The 19023-nt window shown below is 61.6% G+C and carries 20 protein-coding genes and 6 pseudogenes; 13 read left to right on the forward strand and 13 right to left on the reverse strand.

The genetic code is table 11. The annotated features are described in order from the left end of the window. Nucleotides 1-110 precede the first annotated feature (110 nt). From ACGLHR_RS31370 to ACGLHR_RS31380, 3 genes and pseudogenes are all read left to right on the forward strand, one after another. On the forward strand, nucleotides 111-1658 hold the full coding sequence (locus ACGLHR_RS31370; RefSeq protein WP_400098570.1) for a class I adenylate-forming enzyme family protein: 1548 nt from the start codon (nucleotides 111-113) through the stop codon (nucleotides 1656-1658). A gap of 425 nt (nucleotides 1659-2083) precedes the next feature. Next, nucleotides 2084-4078, forward strand: a complete 1995-nt coding sequence (locus ACGLHR_RS31375; RefSeq protein WP_400098572.1) for a sigma-54-dependent Fis family transcriptional regulator — start codon at nucleotides 2084-2086, stop codon at nucleotides 4076-4078. 250 nt (nucleotides 4079-4328) lie between these two features. Next, nucleotides 4329-4454 (forward strand): annotated as a pseudogene (locus tag ACGLHR_RS31380) (hypothetical protein); the annotation flags it as partial. Between the two features lie 114 nt (nucleotides 4455-4568). Here the strand turns inward: ACGLHR_RS31380 and ACGLHR_RS31385 are convergent. Continuing rightward, entirely contained in the window at nucleotides 4569-4871 is a 303-nt protein-coding gene (locus ACGLHR_RS31385; RefSeq protein WP_400098574.1) for a hypothetical protein, read from the reverse strand. Between ACGLHR_RS31385 and mgtA the strand changes: the two genes are divergently transcribed. After that, nucleotides 4870-7416, forward strand: coding sequence for a magnesium-translocating P-type ATPase (gene mgtA / locus ACGLHR_RS31390; RefSeq protein WP_400098576.1), 2547 nt, complete (start codon nucleotides 4870-4872; stop codon nucleotides 7414-7416). The two genes, ACGLHR_RS31385 and mgtA, sit on opposite strands and share 2 nt — an antisense overlap. A gap of 113 nt (nucleotides 7417-7529) precedes the next feature. Here the strand turns inward: mgtA and ACGLHR_RS31395 are convergent. The 4 genes and pseudogenes from ACGLHR_RS31395 to ACGLHR_RS31410 form a co-directional block, all read right to left on the reverse strand. Continuing rightward, nucleotides 7530-7724: pseudogene (locus ACGLHR_RS31395) on the reverse strand (hypothetical protein); the annotation flags it as partial. Between the two features lie 90 nt (nucleotides 7725-7814). Then, nucleotides 7815-7916, reverse strand: a pseudogene (locus ACGLHR_RS31400) (transcriptional regulator); the annotation flags it as partial. 139 nt (nucleotides 7917-8055) lie between these two features. Further along, entirely contained in the window at nucleotides 8056-8436 is a 381-nt protein-coding gene (locus tag ACGLHR_RS31405; protein ID WP_400098578.1) for an Hsp20/alpha crystallin family protein, read from the reverse strand. An 18-nt stretch (nucleotides 8437-8454) separates the two neighbouring features. Further along, complete coding sequence (locus tag ACGLHR_RS31410; RefSeq protein WP_400098580.1) at nucleotides 8455-8889, reverse strand: Hsp20/alpha crystallin family protein; 435 nt, start codon at nucleotides 8887-8889, stop codon at nucleotides 8455-8457. 160 nt (nucleotides 8890-9049) lie between these two features. On the opposite strand from ACGLHR_RS31410, the gene ACGLHR_RS31415 reads away from it, so the two are divergent. Together ACGLHR_RS31415 and ACGLHR_RS31420 are read left to right on the forward strand one after the other, a co-directional pair. After that, on the forward strand, nucleotides 9050-10003 hold the full coding sequence (locus ACGLHR_RS31415) for a DnaJ C-terminal domain-containing protein (protein ID WP_400098582.1): 954 nt from the start codon (nucleotides 9050-9052) through the stop codon (nucleotides 10001-10003). A gap of 3 nt (nucleotides 10004-10006) precedes the next feature. Further along, entirely contained in the window at nucleotides 10007-10348 is a 342-nt protein-coding gene (locus tag ACGLHR_RS31420) for a hypothetical protein (protein WP_400098584.1), read from the forward strand. Nucleotides 10349-10657: 309 nt separating this feature from the next. On the opposite strand, the gene ACGLHR_RS31425 is transcribed toward ACGLHR_RS31420, so the two are convergent. Next, entirely contained in the window at nucleotides 10658-10996 is a 339-nt protein-coding gene (locus ACGLHR_RS31425; RefSeq protein ID WP_400098586.1) for a hypothetical protein, read from the reverse strand. A 359-nt stretch (nucleotides 10997-11355) separates the two neighbouring features. Here ACGLHR_RS31425 and ACGLHR_RS31430 point away from each other — a divergent pair. Next, a pseudogene (locus ACGLHR_RS31430) lies at nucleotides 11356-13142 on the forward strand (DNA cytosine methyltransferase). Nucleotides 13143-13146: 4 nt separating this feature from the next. Here ACGLHR_RS31430 and ACGLHR_RS31435 read toward each other — a convergent pair. The 3 genes from ACGLHR_RS31435 to ACGLHR_RS31445 form a co-directional block, all read right to left on the reverse strand. Beyond that, entirely contained in the window at nucleotides 13147-13461 is a 315-nt protein-coding gene (locus tag ACGLHR_RS31435; protein WP_400098588.1) for a hypothetical protein, read from the reverse strand. Between the two features lie 73 nt (nucleotides 13462-13534). Further along, on the reverse strand, nucleotides 13535-13807 hold the full coding sequence (locus ACGLHR_RS31440; RefSeq protein ID WP_400098590.1) for a hypothetical protein: 273 nt from the start codon (nucleotides 13805-13807) through the stop codon (nucleotides 13535-13537). A 93-nt stretch (nucleotides 13808-13900) separates the two neighbouring features. Next, entirely contained in the window at nucleotides 13901-14131 is a 231-nt protein-coding gene (locus ACGLHR_RS31445; protein WP_400098592.1) for a hypothetical protein, read from the reverse strand. 407 nt (nucleotides 14132-14538) lie between these two features. On the opposite strand from ACGLHR_RS31445, the gene ACGLHR_RS31450 reads away from it, so the two are divergent. Further along, on the forward strand, nucleotides 14539-15051 hold the full coding sequence (locus tag ACGLHR_RS31450) for a hypothetical protein (protein ID WP_400098594.1): 513 nt from the start codon (nucleotides 14539-14541) through the stop codon (nucleotides 15049-15051). On the opposite strand, the gene ACGLHR_RS31455 is transcribed toward ACGLHR_RS31450, so the two are convergent. Beyond that, entirely contained in the window at nucleotides 15042-15245 is a 204-nt protein-coding gene (locus ACGLHR_RS31455) for a hypothetical protein (RefSeq protein ID WP_400098595.1), read from the reverse strand. The genes ACGLHR_RS31450 and ACGLHR_RS31455 overlap by 10 nt on opposite strands. Before the next feature lie 69 nt (nucleotides 15246-15314). On the opposite strand from ACGLHR_RS31455, the pseudogene ACGLHR_RS31460 reads away from it, so the two are divergent. Continuing rightward, a pseudogene (locus ACGLHR_RS31460) lies at nucleotides 15315-15568 on the forward strand (tyrosine-type recombinase/integrase); the annotation flags it as partial. A gap of 28 nt (nucleotides 15569-15596) precedes the next feature. Further along, nucleotides 15597-15761 (forward strand): hypothetical protein, encoded by a 165-nt coding sequence (locus ACGLHR_RS31465; RefSeq protein ID WP_400098597.1) that lies wholly within the window; start codon nucleotides 15597-15599, stop codon nucleotides 15759-15761. A 21-nt stretch (nucleotides 15762-15782) separates the two neighbouring features. Here ACGLHR_RS31465 and ACGLHR_RS31470 read toward each other — a convergent pair whose 3' ends face one another. After that, entirely contained in the window at nucleotides 15783-16061 is a 279-nt protein-coding gene (locus ACGLHR_RS31470) for a hypothetical protein (RefSeq protein ID WP_400098599.1), read from the reverse strand. Between the two features lie 20 nt (nucleotides 16062-16081). On the opposite strand from ACGLHR_RS31470, the pseudogene ACGLHR_RS31475 reads away from it, so the two are divergent. From ACGLHR_RS31475 to ACGLHR_RS31485, 3 genes and pseudogenes are all read left to right on the forward strand, one after another. Beyond that, a pseudogene (locus tag ACGLHR_RS31475) lies at nucleotides 16082-16342 on the forward strand (hypothetical protein); the annotation flags it as partial. 523 nt (nucleotides 16343-16865) lie between these two features. Further along, the gene (locus tag ACGLHR_RS31480) at nucleotides 16866-17078 is read left to right on the forward strand and encodes a hypothetical protein (protein ID WP_400098600.1); all 213 of its coding nucleotides are present in this window, start codon (nucleotides 16866-16868) and stop codon (nucleotides 17076-17078) included. A gap of 18 nt (nucleotides 17079-17096) precedes the next feature. After that, nucleotides 17097-17537, forward strand: coding sequence for an HNH endonuclease signature motif containing protein (locus ACGLHR_RS31485; protein WP_400098602.1), 441 nt, complete (start codon nucleotides 17097-17099; stop codon nucleotides 17535-17537). Nucleotides 17538-17571: 34 nt separating this feature from the next. Here the strand turns inward: ACGLHR_RS31485 and ACGLHR_RS31490 are convergent, their stop codons facing one another. Both ACGLHR_RS31490 and ACGLHR_RS31495 read right to left on the reverse strand, forming a co-directional pair. Then, the gene (locus ACGLHR_RS31490; RefSeq protein ID WP_400098626.1) at nucleotides 17572-17709 is read right to left on the reverse strand and encodes a DUF3309 family protein; all 138 of its coding nucleotides are present in this window, start codon (nucleotides 17707-17709) and stop codon (nucleotides 17572-17574) included. Nucleotides 17710-17914: 205 nt separating this feature from the next. Beyond that, on the reverse strand, nucleotides 17915-18388 hold the full coding sequence (locus ACGLHR_RS31495) for a group 1 truncated hemoglobin (protein ID WP_400098604.1): 474 nt from the start codon (nucleotides 18386-18388) through the stop codon (nucleotides 17915-17917). Nucleotides 18389-19023 lie beyond the last annotated feature (635 nt).

Consider the following 19023-nt stretch of genomic DNA (forward strand, 5'->3'; position numbering starts at 1 on the left):
GCCACGTCAGCGCTTGCCTGGGCAGGAGCGATGATGATTTACGGCTTCATGGCCGCGCCCAGCCTGACTGGCTGCGCGGAAGGGATCCGGTGTGGCCTGATGGAGGATACATGAACCCCAACCTTGCTCAAATGCTTGTCCGCACGGCCCGAGCCTATCCTGATCAGGCAGCGCTCTTTCTCGGCACCGAGCCGCTATGTACCTTCGAGCAGCTTACCGACCGCGTCGCGCGCTGCGCCTGCGGCTTGCGAGACTGGCTCGGACTACGTGGCGGTGAACGGGTGGCGCTGATCATGAAGAACTGCCCGCAGTATGTCGAGCTTTTGTACGGCATCTGGCACGCGGGCCTGTGTGCCGTACCGATCAACGCCAAGCTGCATCCGCGTGAAATCAATGGCATCCTGCAGGACACTGGCGCCTGCCTCTGCGTCGTCACCGACGTCGAAGCAGAGCTTGGCACACGGACCATCGTCGTCGGCTCCACCGACTACCATGCCCTCTTCGCGGGACCGGGCATGCCGGTCACCGATGTCGCCGAAGACGCCCTCGCTTGGCTGTTCTACACGAGCGGCACGACCGGCAAGCCCAAAGGGGTCATGCTCTCCCACCGCAATCTGACCGCCATGTCGCGGGCCTATGCCAGCGCTGTCACACGCGTCGCTCCGGGCGACAGTCTGATTCATGCTGCGCCAATGTCCCACGGCTCGGGACTCTACGTAGTCCCCCACATTGCCGAAGGCGCGAGTCAAGTGATTCCACCTTCCGGCGGCTTCAATGTCGCCGAGCTGGTCGGCCTGGTCGCCGCACACCAGCGCCCGAGCTTCTTTGCCGCGCCGACCATGCTCAACCGCCTGGTCGAATATGCGCGCCGGACCCGGGCTGACCTCTCCAGTCTCAAGGCCGTAATCTGTGGTGGTGCACCGCTCTATGTGGAGGACGAGGTCGCCGCACTCGAGTGCCTGGGCCCCCGGATCGCCCAGATTTACGGCCAGGGCGAAAGTCCAATGACCATCACTGCCCAGTCGCCCCACGAGATCGCCCGCGCCCATGCCGCCGGCGACCTCAAAGCGCTGGCTTCGGTCGGGCGTACCTTGCCCGGCGTGGAGATTCGGATCGCCGATGCGGAGGACCGCGCGCTTCCGGTGGGGGAAATTGGTGAAGTGCTGGTGCGAGGACCCGCCGTGATGCAAGGCTATTGGAACAACCCGGAGGCCAGTGCGGCGACGCTGCGCAACTGCTGGCTACATACCGGCGATGTCGGGTGCCGGGACGAGCACGGTCAGCTCACCCTCAAGGACCGCAGCAAGGAGACGATTATCAGCGGTGGCTCCAACATCTACCCGCGCGAGGTGGAGGACGCTCTGCTCGCCCATGCCGCTGTCGCCGAAGTTTCCGTGCTCGGCCGCAGCCATCCCGACTGGGGAGAGGAAGTGGTAGCCGCCGTCGTGCTGAAAGCCGGGATGCGGATGAGCAGCTCTGAACTGGATCAGTGGTGCCTGCACCGCATCGCCAAATTCAAGCGGCCGAAAGCCTATCTGTTCGTCGAAGAGTTGCCGAAGAACAGCAACGGCAAAGTACTCAAGACGGCACTACGCGACTTATTGGCCCAACGTGGTGAACAGGCGAATGCCAAGACCTGGCGCTGGAAGCTCGCGTAGATAGCGGGAAGCGCCAATGCCAGCTATATACCCGGTCCGCTGTAAGGGTTCTGATAATCATATAGCCGGTCTCCCCTCCGTTCGGGTCGAACGGCTGGCGTCGAGTCGAGGTGCGATCTCCGACGTGACGCACAGGAGGCCGGCATGAGCAAGTTTAGTGGAATCGACCTGCACTCGAACAACAGTGTGGTTGTGGCGAGCGATGAAGCTGACCGGGTTATCTACCAGCGGCGGTTACCAAACGATCCGGTCCGGATCCGGGCCGCGCCAAGTCCCGGCTGGCACTGGCGGTGCCGTCGGGAGTAGCAGGATGCACAGTAGCGGGCGCCAGTCCCGCGATAAAAGACAAAGAACAAAGCCAGAGAGCGAGCCGACACACCGGCCATTCGTGATCCGCCTCGAGCGGACCGGCAAGGAGACATAGCATGCAAGAAGCCGACACACCGATCGACTGGTTTTCCCATCCCGACCATGACGCTAGCATTATGTCTGCCTGGGAACACCTGATTGACGGCGGCGAGGCGAATGCCAGCGAGTTGCGCTGCGTGGTGGACGACTCCTGGCGGCGCTGTCTGGTGGGACAAGTCGATCCCGGCGCGGGGGCCGCGCCGCCGCCGCTCGACGAAAGTAGCCTGCGTGCGCGGCGCGAGAAGAACGAGCGGCTGGTTAGCGCCAGCCTGCCGCTGATCCAGCAGACGCGCGAGTTCCTGTCGCAGACCGGCACCATCATGCTGCTGGCCGACCCGGACGGCATGATCCTCCAGCAGGAAGGCGATATGCGCATCGTCGAGCCCGCCGAGGAAGTCGGCCTGATTCCCGGCTGCGACTGGACGGAGCTGAACTGCGGTACCAATGCCATCGGCACCGCGCTGGCCTTGCAGCAGCCGGTGCAGATCCATGGCGCCGAGCATTTCTGCGCGGGCATCAAGCGCTGGACCTGCTCGGCCACCGTGATCCGGGACCCGCTGGACTGCAGCGGGCTTGGCGTGATCGACGTCTCTGGCCTCGCGCAGACCTATAGCCGGCACAGCCTAGCTCTGACGGTATCGCTGGCCGGCCGCATCGAGAGCCGCCTGGCCACGCTGGCGATGGACCGCCGCCTGCGGCTGCTGGACCGCTGCGCCGGCCAATTCGGCTCGGCGCGCAGCGACGGCGTTCTGGTCCTCGACGAATGCGGCAGGCTGGTCAAGGCGAATCCGCAAGCACCTTCAACACTCACAAGGCTGGGCGTAAACACGGCATTGAACAGCGGCTTCTCCGTCCCCGGCCTCAACACGCGTACGACGGGCGCCGCCCGGCCCACTCCGGAATGGCTGCGCCTGGCCCGGGTCGAGGTGGTCCGCGATGCTGGCGAGATACTGGGTTTCCTGGTGGTGATTCCGGCCGCCCCGCATTGCCTTGCTGCCGGGACGGCAAGCATGCCGGCCTCGCGCCCGGGTCTGGCGCCGGCTTTTTCCCGTATCGTGGGCAATGGCACGGCGCTGCGCTCGGCTGTGGAAAAGGCGCAGCACCTTGCGCCGTCGCGAGCGCCAATATTGCTGCTGGGAGAAACGGGCGTGGGCAAGGAACTGTTCGCGCAGGGCATTCACCAGGCCAGCGGCTGTTCGGACGGACCGTTCGTGGCACTGAACTGCGGCGGGCTGTCGCGGGACCTGCTCGCCAGCGAACTATTTGGCTACGCGGAATCGGGCTCCGCCGGCAAGATCGAGGCTGCCAACCGGGGCACCCTGTTCCTTGACGAGATCGGGGAGATGCCGCTCGACATCCAGCCGCATCTGCTGCGCATGCTGGAGGAAGGGGAAATTTACCGCCCGGGCGAGAACGCGCCGCGCAAGGTCAGTTTCCGCCTGGTTGCCGCAACCCACCGGAACCTGCGGGACGATGTGGCCGCGGGCAAATTCTGCATGGACCTGTTCTACCGCATCGCGGTCACCAATATCGTCATCCCGCCGCTGCGCGAGCGCAAGGACGATATCTCCGCGCTGGTTTCGCACTGGCTGACCCAATTGTGCGAGCGCTACGGCGTGCCGATGGCGACGTTCGACGACCATGCCTACCGATGCCTGCTCGCCTACGACTGGCCGGGCAATGTCCGCGAATTGCGCAATGCGCTTGAAGGCTCGTTGCTGATGGCCGATGGCGGCGTAATTACGGTCGACAAGCTGCCGCTTGAGATCGGTTCGGCAGGCACGTCGGACGGTGGTGGCAACTCACGAGGTACCGACGGCGGACTGCCCGATGCCGTCTGCTCGCTGGAGGTGACCGAGGCGGAATCGATCCGAAAGGCCCTCGCGTATAGCGCGGGCAACCTGACCAGGACTGCCTTGCACCTTGGGATAGCGAAGAGCACCCTCTACCAGAAGATCCGCAAGTACGGCCTGACGGCCGCGCTCAGCGAGACGCGGGGCAGGGTGACATAGGATGGGGCGCCGGCAGCCGTGCCGGACAGATCGGCTGCCCCATGATTACCTCGTCATGGGGCAGCCTTTCTCATTCTGTAATGCCGTCATGGATGGCAGCGTGTTGCAGATCTATTTCCGCTAATGGCGACCTCTAATTACGCAAATGTGGGTGCCAGCCAGGATAGATGACGGAAAAACGCTCGTAGCTCTATCAAGATGGGTTCTCCGACTGCTAAGAGTCTTCCGGGGATAGCGTGCCCATGGACGTGGACTTCTACCTCCAACAATCCAGGTCTCTGAAGCCCGCTTAGTTGTCAACGCTTCACACACACTCGTGATCTTCATCATGGAGCGTTGGCATGCCGCAACTGCATCTAGCCCATCGTTCCCGTAGGCAGCGTATGTGGCCGCTGAGCTCAAATACTGAACGACTGCTTTCAGCGAGATTGACTGACCTGCTTCGCGTCGGGTGCATTATTCCCATGAATCGGAGCGTGGCACTTTCGTGTCAAGGCTGAACCTGATACGGTGCAAATACCGACAGGCGCTGATCGACCGTGGCGCCGCCGACGGTAAAGTGATACAGGCTTTGCCAAGCGTCGCAACTCGCGACGTGGCATCGCTTCACCAAACTTACCCAAAATCCGTCTGCTGCTTTCTGAGCGAATGCCTGTCCTGCCCCGCGCATGTCTTTGACGCTTCGCCGTGACAGGGCACGACCAAGTACTGGCTGCGGCGCAAATTCATTGACATGGACAAGCCCGCTAGACTGGATACCGCTATGCGTGAGTTCGCCGGAGGAATCCATCATGCCTACACCTGCGGTCACACCGGATTCCGCATTCTGGCAGCTCCCTGTCACAGTGCTCCTGGAACAGGTGGCCACAAGCCTTGACGGATTGAGCAGTGCTGTGGCCGCGGCGCGCCTGGCACAGTTCGGCCCAAACCTGATCCATGGGGAGCGAAAAAGAGCGCTGCCCCTTCAATTTTTGGCCAAGTTCCGCAACCCCTTGGTCATTATTCTTCTCACTGCCAGTGCCATTTCCGCTTTCACCGGCGACACCGCCAGCTTTTTCATTATCGGTACCATTGTCATCATCAGCGTGTCCCTCGATTTCGTCCAGGAATACCGGGCTGGTCAGGCGGCGGACCGACTGCGCCAGTCGGTGGCAGTACGCGCGCAGGTGCTACGGGACGGCAAGCCCCTTGAAATACCGCTTGCGGAGTTGGTGCCTGGCGATGTGGCGCTCCTTACCGCAGGCGACCTGATTCCCTGCGACGGCAGGGTGCTGGAGGCAAAAGACTTCTTCGTCAACCAGGCCCTCCTTACCGGCGAACCATATCCGGTGGAAAAGACCCCCGGTGAATTGCCGGGAGAGACTGAGATCCTCTCGGCCAGTAATACCGTGCTGTTGGGGACATCAGTGATCAGCGGCACGGCCAGAGTGCTGATGTGCCGCACCGGGCAGAAAACGGCGCTTGGCGAGATTGCCGACAGCTTGCTGGCCTCGGCCCCGCCCACCGCCTTCGAGCAGGGGACCCACCGCTTCGGGAACCTCATCATGCGCATGACGATCCTCCTCGTCCTGTTCGTCCTTCTCGTCAACGCCTTCTTTCACCGCCCGTGGCTCGAATCGTTCCTGTTTGCTGTGGCCCTGGCAGTCGGGCTGACGCCTGAACTCCTCCCCATGGTGGTCTCCGTGACGCTGTCGCGAGGCGCACTGCGCATGGCCGCCAGCAAGGTGATCGTCAAGCGGCTCGCCTCGATCCACGATCTGGGCAGCATGGACGTATTCTGTAGCGACAAGACCGGCACCCTGACGGAGGCCCGCATCCACCTGGAGCGCCACCTGGACCCCCTGGGCCGCGAAAGTCAGCGCGTCCTGGAGCTGGCCTACTTCAACAGCTTTTTTGAAACAGGACTAAGAAGCCCCCTGGATGTCGCCATCCTGGAGCACACAGAAATCGACGTGAGCGGCTGGCGCAAGATCGATGAAGTGCCGTTCGACTTCGAGCGCCGCCGGGTATCGGTACTCCTTGACAACGGGACGACCCGACAGCTCGTGGTCAAGGGAGCACCCGAAGACATCCTGCGACTGTCGGTCAGCTATGGGTTGAATGGAGAGGCGGGTCTGCGGCCCCTGAATGAAGCGGCGCTCAAAGGGATCAACGGGCAATTTGAGAGTCTCAGTGACGAGGGCTTCCGGGTACTGGGAATCGCCTCTCGGCAGGTGGGGATGGACCACGCCCATGCCGTGGTGGGCGATGAAGCGGAACTGGTCTTTGCTGGCTTCGCGGCCTTCCTCGATCCCCCCAAGGAGAGCGCCAAGGTGGCCCTGGCAGCGCTTGCCGCCGATGGGGTCGCTGTCAAGATCATCACCGGTGATAATGAACTGGTCACACAGCATGTCTTCGCCCAACTCGGGCTCCCGGTAGTGGGGGTACTTACCGGCGCGCAGATCCAGCAAATGGATGACCCGGCACTCGCAGCGCGGGCGGAGCAAGTGAACCTCTTCTGCCGCGTGGCGCCTGCCCAGAAAAACCGGGTCATCCTGGCGCTGAAGCGGCGCGGTCATGTGGTCGGGTATCTCGGCGACGGGATCAATGACGCGCCTTCGCTTCATTCCGCCGATGTGGGCATTTCCGTGGACAGCGCCGTGGACGTGGCGAAAGCGGCGGCAGACATGATCCTGCTGGAACATGACCTGTTAGTCCTCCATGCCGGCGTCCAGGAAGGACGGCGCACCTTCGGCAATATCATGAAATACATCATGATGGGAACCAGCTCCAATTTCGGCAACATGTTCAGCATGGCCGGCGCCTCGCTTGTTCTCCCCTTCCTCCCCATGCTGCCAGTGCAGATCCTGCTCAACAATCTCCTCTACGACGTATCCGAACTTCCCATTCCGCTGGACCGGGTAGATGATGATTACTTGACCCATCCCCGCCACTGGGACATGAATTTCATTCGCAATTTCATGTTGATTATCGGCCCAGTCAGCTCGATCTTCGACTTCCTCACCTTCTACATCATGCTGACGGTCTTTCATGCCGGCGAGACGCTCTTCCATACTGGCTGGTTCATTGAGTCCATGGCCACGCAGGTGCTGGTTATCTTCATCATCCGCACCCGCAGGAATCCTTTCCGGAGCTACCCGAATCCGTGGCTCATCGCCTGTTCTTTGGCGGTGGTGGCAGTGGCCGTGCTGCTGCCGTTCACCCCTGCTGGCGTGCATCTCGGTTTCGTCGCGCCGCCGGCATTCTTCTTCCTCATCCTCGCTGCCATGCTGCTCTTCTATCTGTTGGCGGTGGAGGGAATGAAACAATGGTTCTTCCGCCGCTTTGCAACAGAGTGACACAGAAGGGTGAATCTTATCCCAGCTACGCCGTCCTTCACCGCAACAAAGAAGGCATCTGAACGGCACTGGCAGCACCCGTTTGAACCCCACCGCAGGGATTTCGGCCAAAGGAGTCTGGTTACCGTGACGTAGCCCTGTAAACCGAAGTTCTCGTCGCCTTTTGGGTCAGTTGTATCCGTTTCCAGGAGTTCGAAATCACCTTCTGCCAGACCATTACGCCGCAAGGCCGCAAGAAAGTCCCGTTTTTCATCCAGTTCGGAAAACTGGAGGCAATGTGGCAGGAGACGCTGTTCTTCCAGGTACATGCGCATGGTCTGGATATGCCTGCTTCCAGGCGAGTATCCAATTGGGCAGTTGGTCATCTTTCACCCGTCGCCCCAATAGCATGCAGGATCTCATTCCGACTTATCGAAGATGCCGGCTTCGAGATCTTTCCTGAAATGCTGAACCCAATCGGTTTCATAGCCGATGGGGTACTCCCTTGCAACTTGTGTCGATAGCGATCAGTCGCATCGTCGGTCCCTCACCTGTTCAACGGGGCGAAAACCGAAACTCTCTTTCAACGATTCCAGTTTCATGTCAGCCCGCCTACGTGTGGGCAGCCATGGGCGATGCCCACGGCCCGCTCGGCTTACATCACGCCACCTTGACCTCAATGCGGCTTGGTTGTGCGTGTTCGGCTTTCGGAATGCGCAGCTTGAGCACGCCGTGGTTGAGCTCGGCGACGACCTTCTCAGCATCTAGTTCCTTGGAGAGCGTGAACACGCGCTGGTAACGCGGCAGGGAAACCTCCGTGTAACTGGCTTCCATGTCGTCCGGCTGAGCCAGGACGACTTCGCCCTTGATGGTAAGGATATCGCCTTCCACCAGCACGACCAGCTTGTCCTTGGGCACACCCGGCAGATCGGCGTACAGGGTGATGCCTGCGGCGTCCTCGTACACATTCACTGGCGGCATCAGGGCCGCTTCAGTGCTGCCAGTTTCGGCTTGTTTGGTGACAGCAGTATTTTCGCTCATGGCCAGATCCCCCTCGCATCACTGGATGCTGATTTGGCGCCGCTGCGCGGCTTCGAGGCGCTGGATGCTGATGTGCAGCACGCCGTCGCGGTACTTGGCTTCCACCGCATTGGGATTTACGTCGTCCGGTAGGCTCACTACACGGCGGAAGCGGCCGGCAAAGCGTTCATTGATATGCAGGGAGGTTTGCTCGTCCTTGTCAGAGAGATCGGGCTTGCGCTCGCCGACAATGGTCAGTACACCCTTCACCAGTTGCACGTCGATGCTGGCCGGATCGATGCCGGGGGCGAAAGCGTAGATTTCCACCGAGTGAGGTGTGCCGCCGACATTGATGGCCGGAAAACTGACCCGACCGCGAATGCTGGGAGACAGCTCGAATGCCTGTTGCATCTCGCGCTGCAGGCGGTCCAGTTCTGAGAATACGTCACGGGGAAACAGGGACCGATACATCATGTTTGCCTCCATTCACTCTGGCGCGGGCGCCATATTCTGGCGTCCCCGGTTGCAATGGTAAGGCTTCCCCCGAGGATATCAAGTTCTTGATTTGACTGATATTCGCCATCATGCTTCCGAGGGGAAGGGCAGCGCTAGAGACCTGAAAAGAGGAACACGCATGGAATTCCAGGACTACTACAGAACGCTGGGAGTGACGCGCGATGCCGCCGCGGAGGACATCAAGAAGGCGTTCCGCAAGCTCGCGCGCAAGTTCCATCCCGATGTTTCCAAGCAGTCGGATGCCGAACTGCGCATGAAGGAGCTCAACGAGGCCTATGCCGTACTCTCCGACCCGGAAAAGCGCGCCGCGTACGACCAATTGGGACGAGGCCATCAGCCCGGCCAGGAGTTCCGTCCGCCGCCGGACTGGAACACCGGCTTCGAGTTCTCCAATCGGGGCTACTCGCCCCGGAAAGAGGCCGATTTCAGCGACTTCTTCGCCGAGCTGTTTGGCCACGTAGGGGGCGGAAACCGCGGTTTCCATACACACGGTGGCAACTTTCAGTCACGCGGTGTGGATCACCACGCCAAGGTGCTGCTGGACCTGGACGACACCTTTACCGGCGCCACCCGTCAGCTTTCGCTGCAGGTACCAAGCATGGACGCCCGCGGCGGGGTACAGCTCAGGAGCCGGACCCTCAGCGTGAAAATTCCCAAAGGCGTGCGCGAAGGTCAGCTCATCCGTCTGGGTGGGCAGGGTGCGCCGGGGACCGGCGGTGCGCCGGCGGGGGATCTTTTTCTGGAAGTGCATGTCAAACCGCACGACCAACTGAAAGTGAAGGGACGCAATCTACACCTCACCCTGCCGGTGGCGCCATGGGAGGCGGCGCTGGGGGCGGTAGTGCCCATCCATTTACCTGGGGGCGAACTGAAGGTGCGCATTCCCCCCGGCGCCCAGAGCGGCAGCGAGCTACGCGTGCGCGGCAAGGGCATCCCCGCGAATCCACCAGGCGATCTGCTGCTGGACATCCAGGTGGTGTTGCCGCCGGCAAACACCCCTATAGCACGGGGGCTGTATGAAACCATGGCACGGGAATTGGCCTTTAACCCGCGCCCGGACAGGAGAGCCTGACCCATGCCTGATGACGACGTTCTGATCGGCTGCCTGATGGAAGATGCTTGGCTGACTCTGGAGCAAGTGGCGGCAGCCTGCATGGTGGAACCAGAGTGGCTCATGCGGCATGTAGATGAGGGCTTGTTCCCCCATGCCGTAAGTGTCGCTGGCGGCTGCCGGTTTTCCAGCGCCAGCCTGTTACGGGCGCGGAGCTGCGTCAGTTGGAGCATGACTTTGACGCCATACCGGAACTGGCCGCTCTGGTGGCCAACCTACAGGAAGAAATGGATGATCTACAAGCGCGGCTGCGCTGTAACAATCGGTGCTGAGCGCGTCATGGATGCGCTAGCCTGGCGTCGTTAAGCCTGAGCCAACCGTCTGTTGCCAACTCGTGACCCTCCCCCTGGTCCTGATGAGCGAAAACGCTATGAGGGGCGGCCTGCTGGTGGCGGCAAGCCGTGCCCCAAGAGCCCGCCCCCAGAGCCACTCTCTCGCGTACTTCAACGCGGCGACTTTTACCACCTCAGTGCAGCCAGCCTCCAAGTTGGATTGCTAACCTGCGGCATTGACCATATCTGAAATAACATATTAAAAATACAAGAAATTGGATGAAACAATTTTAATTTAATATGTGCCACGTCCTTCCGACCCATTTCACTGTCGGGCTAATAATTACAAACACGGAAAGGAAAAGTTAATTCGATTCCTGCACGAGCAGTTCATATCGATTTCGTAGAAATCAGTATCGGTGACCCCGCTTTTGACCTCGGTTGATCGTGGCACGGCAAGCAGGATTCGGCCAGGATCGATCAGCGGCGGAGTCAATACGACCTCTCGTACCGGCGAAGCGCCCGATCGTTCGCAGATATCTGATTCATCGTCGACGTGCGTCGCCATGCGCGCCAACCGGGCAGCCCTGAATTTCGACTCGGCGCCGTGCGCCGGCGTGGCATCGCCCCTGGCCGGCAATGAGCGCGCATGACCACCCGCCGCGTGACCAAGCACCAGCATGCCAACGCGCGCCTAGCCGCTGACTGGACGATGCATCACTCAGTAGCCGCGCGGGTAGTAGCCCCCGCGCCCTTCCTCATCTCCTCGCTCGCGACGCTCTTCACGATCCCGATGGTGCTCGCGACGCTCGTCGCCCCTGTAGCCGCCCTCCCCGTACCGACCGCCTTCCCGGCCGCCATCGGGCACCCATACGCAGCCGCCCAAGGCAGCTATGACCAAGACCAGAAGCACATTCCGAGTCCGTTTCACGGCACCCTCCTCGTCGAACGCTCCGACCGCCGGAGCCACTGCTTGGAGTCTAGGACACCGGACGCTGGGCTCTGTGGCCGTGTGATGGGCGCTTCTCAAGGGGTGACGCTATGATCCGCCGCGAATACAAGACGTTCGGCTTCTGCTTTGGCCTGGGCGGCGGCGCCAAGGGCTTCAAGAAGGCCGCGTCCCAGGTGGGCAACACGATCGCGACCTGGCGCTGCATCGGCGGCATCGACGTCGCCCCGGCCGCCGCTCGCGACTTCGAGCAGCTCGTGGGCGTGACGTGCACGGTCATGGAACTGTTCACCCGCGAGATGTACTAGGCCTTCTGGGGCAAAGAGCCGCCGGCGGGCTGGTGCGAGGCCACGGCCGTCGACATCCGGCGCGCCGCCGGCAACGAGACGCCCGATTGCGTGTTCATCTCGTCGCCATGCAAGGGCGCGTCCGGGCTGCTGTCCGAGGCTCTGAGCCGCACGCCGAAGTACCAGGCGCTCAACGAGCTGACCCTGCGCTGCGTGTGGCTGATATGCAAGGCCTGGAAGGACAAGCCCGTCAAGCTGATCGTCTTCGAGAACGTGCCGCGTCTGGCCACGCGCGGGCCGCACCTGCTGGACCAGATCAACCAGATCCTGCGCCACTACGGCTATGCCGTGAACGAGACCACGCACGATTGCGGCCAGATCGGCAAGCTGGCGCAGAGCCGCAAGCGCTTCCTCATGGTGGCTCGGCACATGGAGCAGGTCCCGGCCTTCCTGTGCGAGCCCAAGATTCACCGTCTGCAGGGCGTCGGCACCGTGCTGGGCCGCATGCCGCGGCAGGGCGATCCCGCCGGCGGCCCGATGCACCGTGTGCCGTCGTTGCAGTGGAAGACTTGGGTGCGCCTGGCGTTCGTCGAGGCCGGCAGTGACTGGCGCAGCCTGAACAAGCTGGCAGTGGAGAACGGGCACCTGCGGGACTACCTGATCATGCCGGAGCGGCGCAACGGCACGCTGGGCGTGCTGGACTGGAACGAGCATGCCGGCACGGTCGCGGGCGAGTCGCTGCCCAGCAATGGCACGTTCTCGATCGCGACCGCGCGGCCCGGCCAACGCTGCCCAGTACCAACAGTATGGCGTGCTGCGTTGGGGCGAGACGTCCGGCGCCATCATCGGCGTCAAGTCGCCCGGCCAGGGCACCTTCAGCGTGGCCGACCCGCGCCACCCGGGGCCGGCCAAGCATAACAACGAGTTCCACATCGTGCCGTGGGACCAGGCCGCCGGCGCGGTCACCAGCGCCCACGGCACAGGCCAGTGCGTGCAGGACCCGCGCGCATCGACCGGCTTCGAGGGCGCGGGCAAGTACCGCCTTCCCGGCTTCGACGAGCCGGCCGGTACCGTCATCGCGCGCAGCGACACCGGTCAAGGCGCCTATGCTGTGGCCGACCCGCGCCCAGGGCATGCGGCGCGCGCGCGGAGGCAACTATCTGACCGGCTGCCACTATGGTGTTATTGGTTGGGACCAACCGAGCGGCGCAGTATCGGCAGCTGCGGGCCATGACAACGGCCGCTGGTCGGTCGCCGACCCGCGCCTGCCCACAACGAACGACAAGCTGATCGCGATCATCCGCGCGCTCGACGGCACCTGGCACCGCCCTTTCACCACGTTTGAACTAGCCTGCCTGCAGTCCCTCGTTGAGCCGGAGGAATACCTGGAGTTGGACCGCCTGAGCGATCAGGCCTGGCGTGAACGAATGAGCAACGCCGTGCCGCCGGACGCCGCGTGCGCGATCGCCGAGGTAATGGGCACCACCCTGCTGCTGGCCGAATCCGGCGAGACGTTCATGCTGTCGGCCACTCCGGTGTGGGTGCGGCCGGTGGCCGTAGTATCGGTGGAGCAGCCTGCGGAGGTGTTGTAGTGGCCTATTTCCCGACCAAACCGGCCACGGCCACAAATGCGGAAACGATAGCTATACCGAGAGCCCATTTCGAAATGCGAAGCGCTTGTCGCGCAGTTTCGGCTTGGTTCTGCGCCGCCCCCGCTGCCTGCTCCGTAGCCAGAAGCGCTCGTTCCTCGCGTATCTCCGCTCGCTGGCTGTCGATCCTATCGAGATAGGCACGAGCGTTCTCTAAGCGCCTGTCGCCGAACGTGTGGTGCTCTACGTGCTGCCGGAATTCGTCCTCGCTGTGTTTAGCAATCCACTCGAGAATTTCGGCATCGGTTTCGAAGTTCGCCATGGCTTGCCCCCTGTCGTTCCGAAGGATCGCAGCACGCGAAGGAAGCGAGACGGATGGGGATAGCGGGGTGAGATCAACCAAGCGCAAGAAGCACGTCGATCGCTCGCTCGCCATAGTGCAATGCGGCCTGCTCGGCAGCTGCCTCAGTGAAGTAATCGCTATGGTCCGACGCAGGGCCGTAGATGGCGTCGTCATCGGGCTCGGCTGTGTATCGGATTTCGACTACATACCCCCATTTCTGGCCAGGCGGCGGCCTGGCGCCTGGGATGCCAACAATCCAGAAGGTCATGACATGGATGTACATCCCACGATATTCCTCGGATACCCATGCCGTGCGTTCGCCCAAGGCCGTCTCCCTAGTTGGTTTCGCAGAATTCTAGCGAATGATGGGGACCGGGTGAGTAGAAAGCCGGATGTGGATCGCGGTATGTACCTATTCCTAGACGCCCAGAATTACGTCCACCGCGGCCCTGCCTGCTACTTCGGCGACGAGATGTGCCCAGCGGCGCGAGAACGGACCGCCGTGGATTTTGATTCGCTTGCCGATTGCGGCAACGCCTGGAGGCTTTATCGGGTCTTCGATCTGGAACCAGACATCGAACATGTCTTCCGAAGTGGTCACCAAGTAAACATGGATTTCGAATCCACGGTATTCGGTAATGCGATTCATGGCTATTCCCGGAGGCTGATAAGGATCCTAGCATGACGCTCGACCCAGCTACCAAGGCGACTGCCGCACCGTGATGCGCGACCTGATCGCCGCCGGCGTGCGCGTGCAGTGCATCGTCACCAGCCCGCCGTACCTGGTGCTAGAGAGCGCGGCATGAAATCAGTTCTAAGCCTCATGCCAGCCGGCGAAGCTGTTGTTCTTATCGTTCTCGTACGTCCATTTCGTCCCGCAGGTCGAGCAAATGAACGACGTCTTGGTGACGGCCGCCTTCCCGATGGGACTGAATTTCTCACTTCCGGTTTCCACAAGGGCATCGTGCCTTCGTTCCCCTCGCCTATCCATGACGATAGAACTGCAAGCATTGCACTTCGCCATGGCCGTCTCCCAAGAAAGGAATTGGTCCTAGCATGACCAAAGAACGTCCCACCCTCTTTAGCGGCGCCATGGTGCGCGAGACCTGGGCGCAGCCGACCACGCTTGAACCGGGCTCGACGTTCTACCGCGCCGACTATCCGGACAATGTGCTTGGCAAGTACGAGAACCTGCCCCCGGCCAAGGGCATCACCTGGAGGCCCAGCATCCACATGCCGCACTCGCTGTCGCGGATCCTGCTGGAGGTGACTGGTGTGCGCGTCGAGCGGCTGAACGAATGCACCGAGTCGGACGCAGTGGCCGAAGGCGTCGAACCCCTGGATGCCGAGCGGGACGATCCGGATTGGAGCGTTTGCCCTCGCTGCGGCGGGACCGGCCTCTACACCGCGTTCGGCGGCAAAGGCGGGGCGATGCCCGACACTGACTGCAGCGAGTGCGACACGCACGTGAAGCGATATCAGCACCTCTGGGATGCGATCAACGGCGCGGGCGCATGGCAGACCAATCCGTGGGTATGGGTGTTGGAGTTTCGGAGGGTTCAGCCGTGATCATCAACCCACGTTTTCGCCCAAGCGATCCCAGCTGCCGCAGCACGATCAAACGAGGGGTAGTACCCCAATGGGTCCGAGCCTTCCACGAGGCGACCACCCATTTCAACTGCACCGGATGCCTCGAAGGATCCATCGCCAAGCTGCTTCGCAAAGCCGCGGACGGTATAGCCCTGGTAGCTCTCGATTGTCATGACGACCTCCGGTTGGGACGGGAGATCGTAACATGAAGCACCTGACCACCCCGACCCTCGACGGCGAAGCCGGCGCCAGGTGAGGATCGCCCGATTGCGCTGCCGATCATTGGCAAGGAAAAACCCCTTGTCGCTCGGCGCGCTGCGCCTGGTGCTTTTTGCGCTAGCCGCCCAGCGGTTGCGCGCGCGGGCCCGAATGGGCAAGCCGGGCCGCGGTGCTGGCTAGCGCTTCGGCGCACTGGCTGCGCCATACCGCGGGGTCCCACATGACCGATCAGCAGGTGGACCTGCGGTTTGTCAGAGACAATTTCGGGCACGCGTCCTGAGCGGGTGGAACCGGGCGGCATACAGGTGAGCCGCATCATCGAAGACATCGAGCGTGGGGGCAAGCCCGTCATCACCAGCAACCAGGCGCTGCTCTGGCACTGCTTGCGCACGCTCGGCGTGACCGATCGACCGACAGGATTCGGCGGTCTGCTGGCCGGCAACTTCGACAAGGGGGCATCCCTCTTTTGACGACCTAAGCCAGTGTGCTCCTCAATCTTGCTGGCCGGAGGGTCGCGCGGCATCCAACAGCGCCTTGGCCTGCTGCCAGTCGGCGGTGTCGAACCCCTCGGTGAAGGACGCGTGAAGCCAGCCCAGCGTCTGCAGCGCGGCTTCCGCCTTGTCCTGGTTTTCCCATAGCCGGGCGAGGCTCAGCGCCGTGCGCAGCTCAAGCGACTTCCCGCCTTGCTGCCGGGCGATCGCGATGGCCCGATGAAAACACGCTTCGGCCGCTTCGGGGTCGGCGGACCCGCCCGGGCGATGGAGAAGCAATTCCCCCTGGAGCCGATGCCTACGGGCAACCCGCCTTTCCGGAGGTAGAGTATGCGTTCAGGCACGCGCTGACTCAGGAGGTCGCGGGCAACTCCATGCTCTCGGAACAGCGCGGCGCATTGCATGAACGCACGGGGCGGGCCATCGAGGCCCTCTTCCATCAGCAGTTGAAAGACCACTGCAGCGAACTGGCCCATCACTACAGTCACAGCGGCAACATCCCCAAGGCGGTGGAGTACCTGCATTGCGCCGGGCGTCAGGCCGTTGAGCGTTCGGCGCATCTCGGCAACCGCACGATGCCAGAGATCGAGGCGGCCGAGCGCGGCTACACCTTCGTCCACTACAGCGCGACCCGGCCCTACCCCATTGCGACGATGGGACCGCGTCGGAAAGACAGCCGCCGGCCGCCTGCTCGACGGCGTGCAGCACGACGGCTATCCGGAGAGCGCGGCATGACTTCGACTTTGCTGGCTGGTTCTCCCTTCTGGCCGCGCGGCGCCCAACTATTCGGCCTTGCCGACGGACCTGTCAACGTAGGCTTTAGCAGCGTTCGAAGCATCTTCCGACGCGGTTTCCGGGTCAGCAAACGCCGGTTTGTCTCCCCCATCAAAGCTGGCCCAATGTCGCGCCGGGGCCTGTGGACTTTGCCCACTGATCCTGATGTCAGCGATGAAGAGATCAGGCGATCCGTCCGGATGACGGACGGTCACCTCAATCCAATGGCCGTTGTAATCGAACTCAAAGGTCTTTATGTAGTTATCAGCATTTTCCATGAAAGCTCCTCATATCCCGAGGAATCCTAACATGACCCAAGAACGCCCCATCCTCGTCAGCGGCGCCATGATGCGAGCCCTGCTGGCCGGCAGGGCCCAGCGTAGCAAGCTTTACGCACCGCAGGGCGTAGCTCCGGACGCACTCGAGCACCCGGCAAAGCGCTTGGCCAACGGGCTGGACCATGCCACTGACGGTCAATGTTGGGAGTGGCAGCGGACCACCAACGACGACGGCTACGGCTAGCTCCTCGTTGCCGGCCGGATGGTCTACGCGCATCGCTTGGCATTTATGCTCGGCGTAGGTGTGCTGCCGCCCGGCATGAAGGTACTCCATCGCTGCGACAACCCCACCTGCATAAATCCGGCACACCTGTTCGCCGGAACTCAGTCCGACAACATGCGCTTGCTTCCAAAAGGGGCTTTCGCGAGGCGCGGTCAGCGCCGGAAGTCATCCATGAATGGGGCAGAAACCGTCGGGAGAAAAGGCAAAAACAAAGCACATGGGGAAAGAGCGGACCAAGTGAACCCAGTTTGGTACCGGGGCGCCGGTCGACCTTGCGTGGCACCTGTCTTGTTCGTCAATTATTTGACGTGCGTAACGCGCTTGACGTACTTCCAACCACCATTTACGACGCGGACAACTTTCACCACCGTAGCCGGCGTGGTGCCTCTCCCAAGGGATTCAGAACGATGCGTCGCCTAGCGGGAAGCACCGTTCTCATTGAGGTCGTGGCGGTTTAAAGCCGGCCCATCAATAACAAAATCAGCACCACCACCACTACCACTCCCAGCAGTCCACTAGGGTAGTAACCCCAACTGCGACTATGGGGCCATGTTGGCAATGCACCGAGCAGCACCAAAATCAAAATGATCAGCGGAGGTTCCGATGCTCATATTCGCTCCTCTCCCCATCGCATGAATGCAAGGCAGATATCACGCGTCTTTCCCGCTGCCTGCCCATTGCACTCCAGTTGAAGCACCTGGGGAGCGTCGCCAGCCATATTGGCCTCCGGAGAACAGAGGAATCGTTACGGACTCGACAGGATGCGGTATCGAAAAATTCATCCAGGGTATGCACGGTCATCGCGTGACGATATCTTTCCTCATCGGCCCCAGAATGCCAAGCAGCTCGTTCTGTTCCTGCTGCGGCACCTTGAACTTATTGAGCGACTTCACCAGGTCTTCCACCAGCGCATCGAACTCGGAGTTGGTTATGCCCATGCCGGCATGCGTTGTCCTCATGTCACGACCAGTGTAAATGCACTGTCCACCCGTACCGGCGCAGATCTGGTCAACCAGCCGCATCTTCAGACGCGGAATATTGGCATTGGCGAACTTCGCATTGATGCGCGCATCCGCTGCAACATTCCCAACGAAATCGTCGACCACCGCTGTAATCGCCGGCTTGCCTCCGAGCCGTTCATACAAAGAAGGCTTGGCCGGCTTCGACATATCGGAAGGCGTGGCCGGTGTCGACCTGTCCGGCATAGCGCAACCGCCTAGTCCCATCAAGGCAATGAGAAGACAGCCATACAGAAAACGTGAAATGAGCATGATCGTCTCCTCATGTGAGAAATGGATTGCGGACAGGTTGACTCAATTAGCGGCATCTACCCGTCATTCAGACGCAAACCGAGCCCCGCAGCACGATGCACCTGACACTGATTTTCCAGAATAGCAGATTGTAGAGCTTTTCAATGCCCTTCTTAACATGACCTGCCGTCGCCGCGCAGCGTTCGAGTACGCGTCGATAGCGGATGCTGCACCATCACGAGCCAGGCTGGCCGGGACACGTAGGCTATAGTCCTTATCAATCGGCGCACGGCGCACCGCCGATCTTGAGAATGAGCGCTCCGCGATCGCAACTCGAAACGGAAAGGCTCGACGCGACAGCAGTAGCTGTTCACGAGGGGATTCTGGTTCTGGTGGTTTCAGGCGCTCCAGTTTGCCCGGTGCGCCAGGGCTTAATAGCGCGTTTACGCTCCCGGCGTAGATATTAGCTCCCACCCTTTACCGATAGGAACGAGATATTTCTTTGGTCGAAGTCGATGTCGCCGGCGTCGGCCCGATCTGCATAAAACAACCTCTGCGCGTGGCCCTCCACCTAATACCACTGCAGCGAAAAAGCTTCCGCAGAAAGCACGTTTATGTGTTACCAAAAATTGTGCAATGCGGCGTCAAAGCTCGAG

It is taken from the genome of Cupriavidus sp. CuC1 (genome assembly GCF_044627735.1).
In the GTDB taxonomy this organism is placed as follows: Bacteria; Pseudomonadota; Gammaproteobacteria; order Burkholderiales; family Burkholderiaceae; genus Cupriavidus; species Cupriavidus ulmosensis.

Coding starts and splice junctions, on each gene's coding strand:
- ACGLHR_RS31370 (WP_400098570.1), top strand. CDS start 111: ATGAACCCCAACCTTGCTCAAATGCTTGTCCGCACGGCCCGAGCCTAT.
- ACGLHR_RS31375 (WP_400098572.1), top strand. CDS start 2,084: ATGCAAGAAGCCGACACACCGATCGACTGGTTTTCCCATCCCGACCAT.
- mgtA (WP_400098576.1), top strand. CDS start 4,870: ATGCCTACACCTGCGGTCACACCGGATTCCGCATTCTGGCAGCTCCCT.
- ACGLHR_RS31385 (WP_400098574.1), bottom strand. CDS start 4,871: ATGATGGATTCCTCCGGCGAACTCACGCATAGCGGTATCCAGTCTAGC.
- ACGLHR_RS31405 (WP_400098578.1), bottom strand. CDS start 8,436: ATGAGCGAAAATACTGCTGTCACCAAACAAGCCGAAACTGGCAGCACT.
- ACGLHR_RS31410 (WP_400098580.1), bottom strand. CDS start 8,889: ATGATGTATCGGTCCCTGTTTCCCCGTGACGTATTCTCAGAACTGGAC.
- ACGLHR_RS31415 (WP_400098582.1), top strand. CDS start 9,050: ATGGAATTCCAGGACTACTACAGAACGCTGGGAGTGACGCGCGATGCC.
- ACGLHR_RS31420 (WP_400098584.1), top strand. CDS start 10,007: ATGCCTGATGACGACGTTCTGATCGGCTGCCTGATGGAAGATGCTTGG.
- ACGLHR_RS31425 (WP_400098586.1), bottom strand. CDS start 10,996: ATGCTGGTGCTTGGTCACGCGGCGGGTGGTCATGCGCGCTCATTGCCG.
- ACGLHR_RS31435 (WP_400098588.1), bottom strand. CDS start 13,461: ATGGCGAACTTCGAAACCGATGCCGAAATTCTCGAGTGGATTGCTAAA.
- ACGLHR_RS31445 (WP_400098592.1), bottom strand. CDS start 14,131: ATGAATCGCATTACCGAATACCGTGGATTCGAAATCCATGTTTACTTG.
- ACGLHR_RS31450 (WP_400098594.1), top strand. CDS start 14,539: ATGACCAAAGAACGTCCCACCCTCTTTAGCGGCGCCATGGTGCGCGAG.
- ACGLHR_RS31455 (WP_400098595.1), bottom strand. CDS start 15,245: ATGACAATCGAGAGCTACCAGGGCTATACCGTCCGCGGCTTTGCGAAG.
- ACGLHR_RS31480 (WP_400098600.1), top strand. CDS start 16,866: ATGACCCAAGAACGCCCCATCCTCGTCAGCGGCGCCATGATGCGAGCC.
- ACGLHR_RS31485 (WP_400098602.1), top strand. CDS start 17,097: ATGGTCTACGCGCATCGCTTGGCATTTATGCTCGGCGTAGGTGTGCTG.
- ACGLHR_RS31495 (WP_400098604.1), bottom strand. CDS start 18,388: ATGCTCATTTCACGTTTTCTGTATGGCTGTCTTCTCATTGCCTTGATG.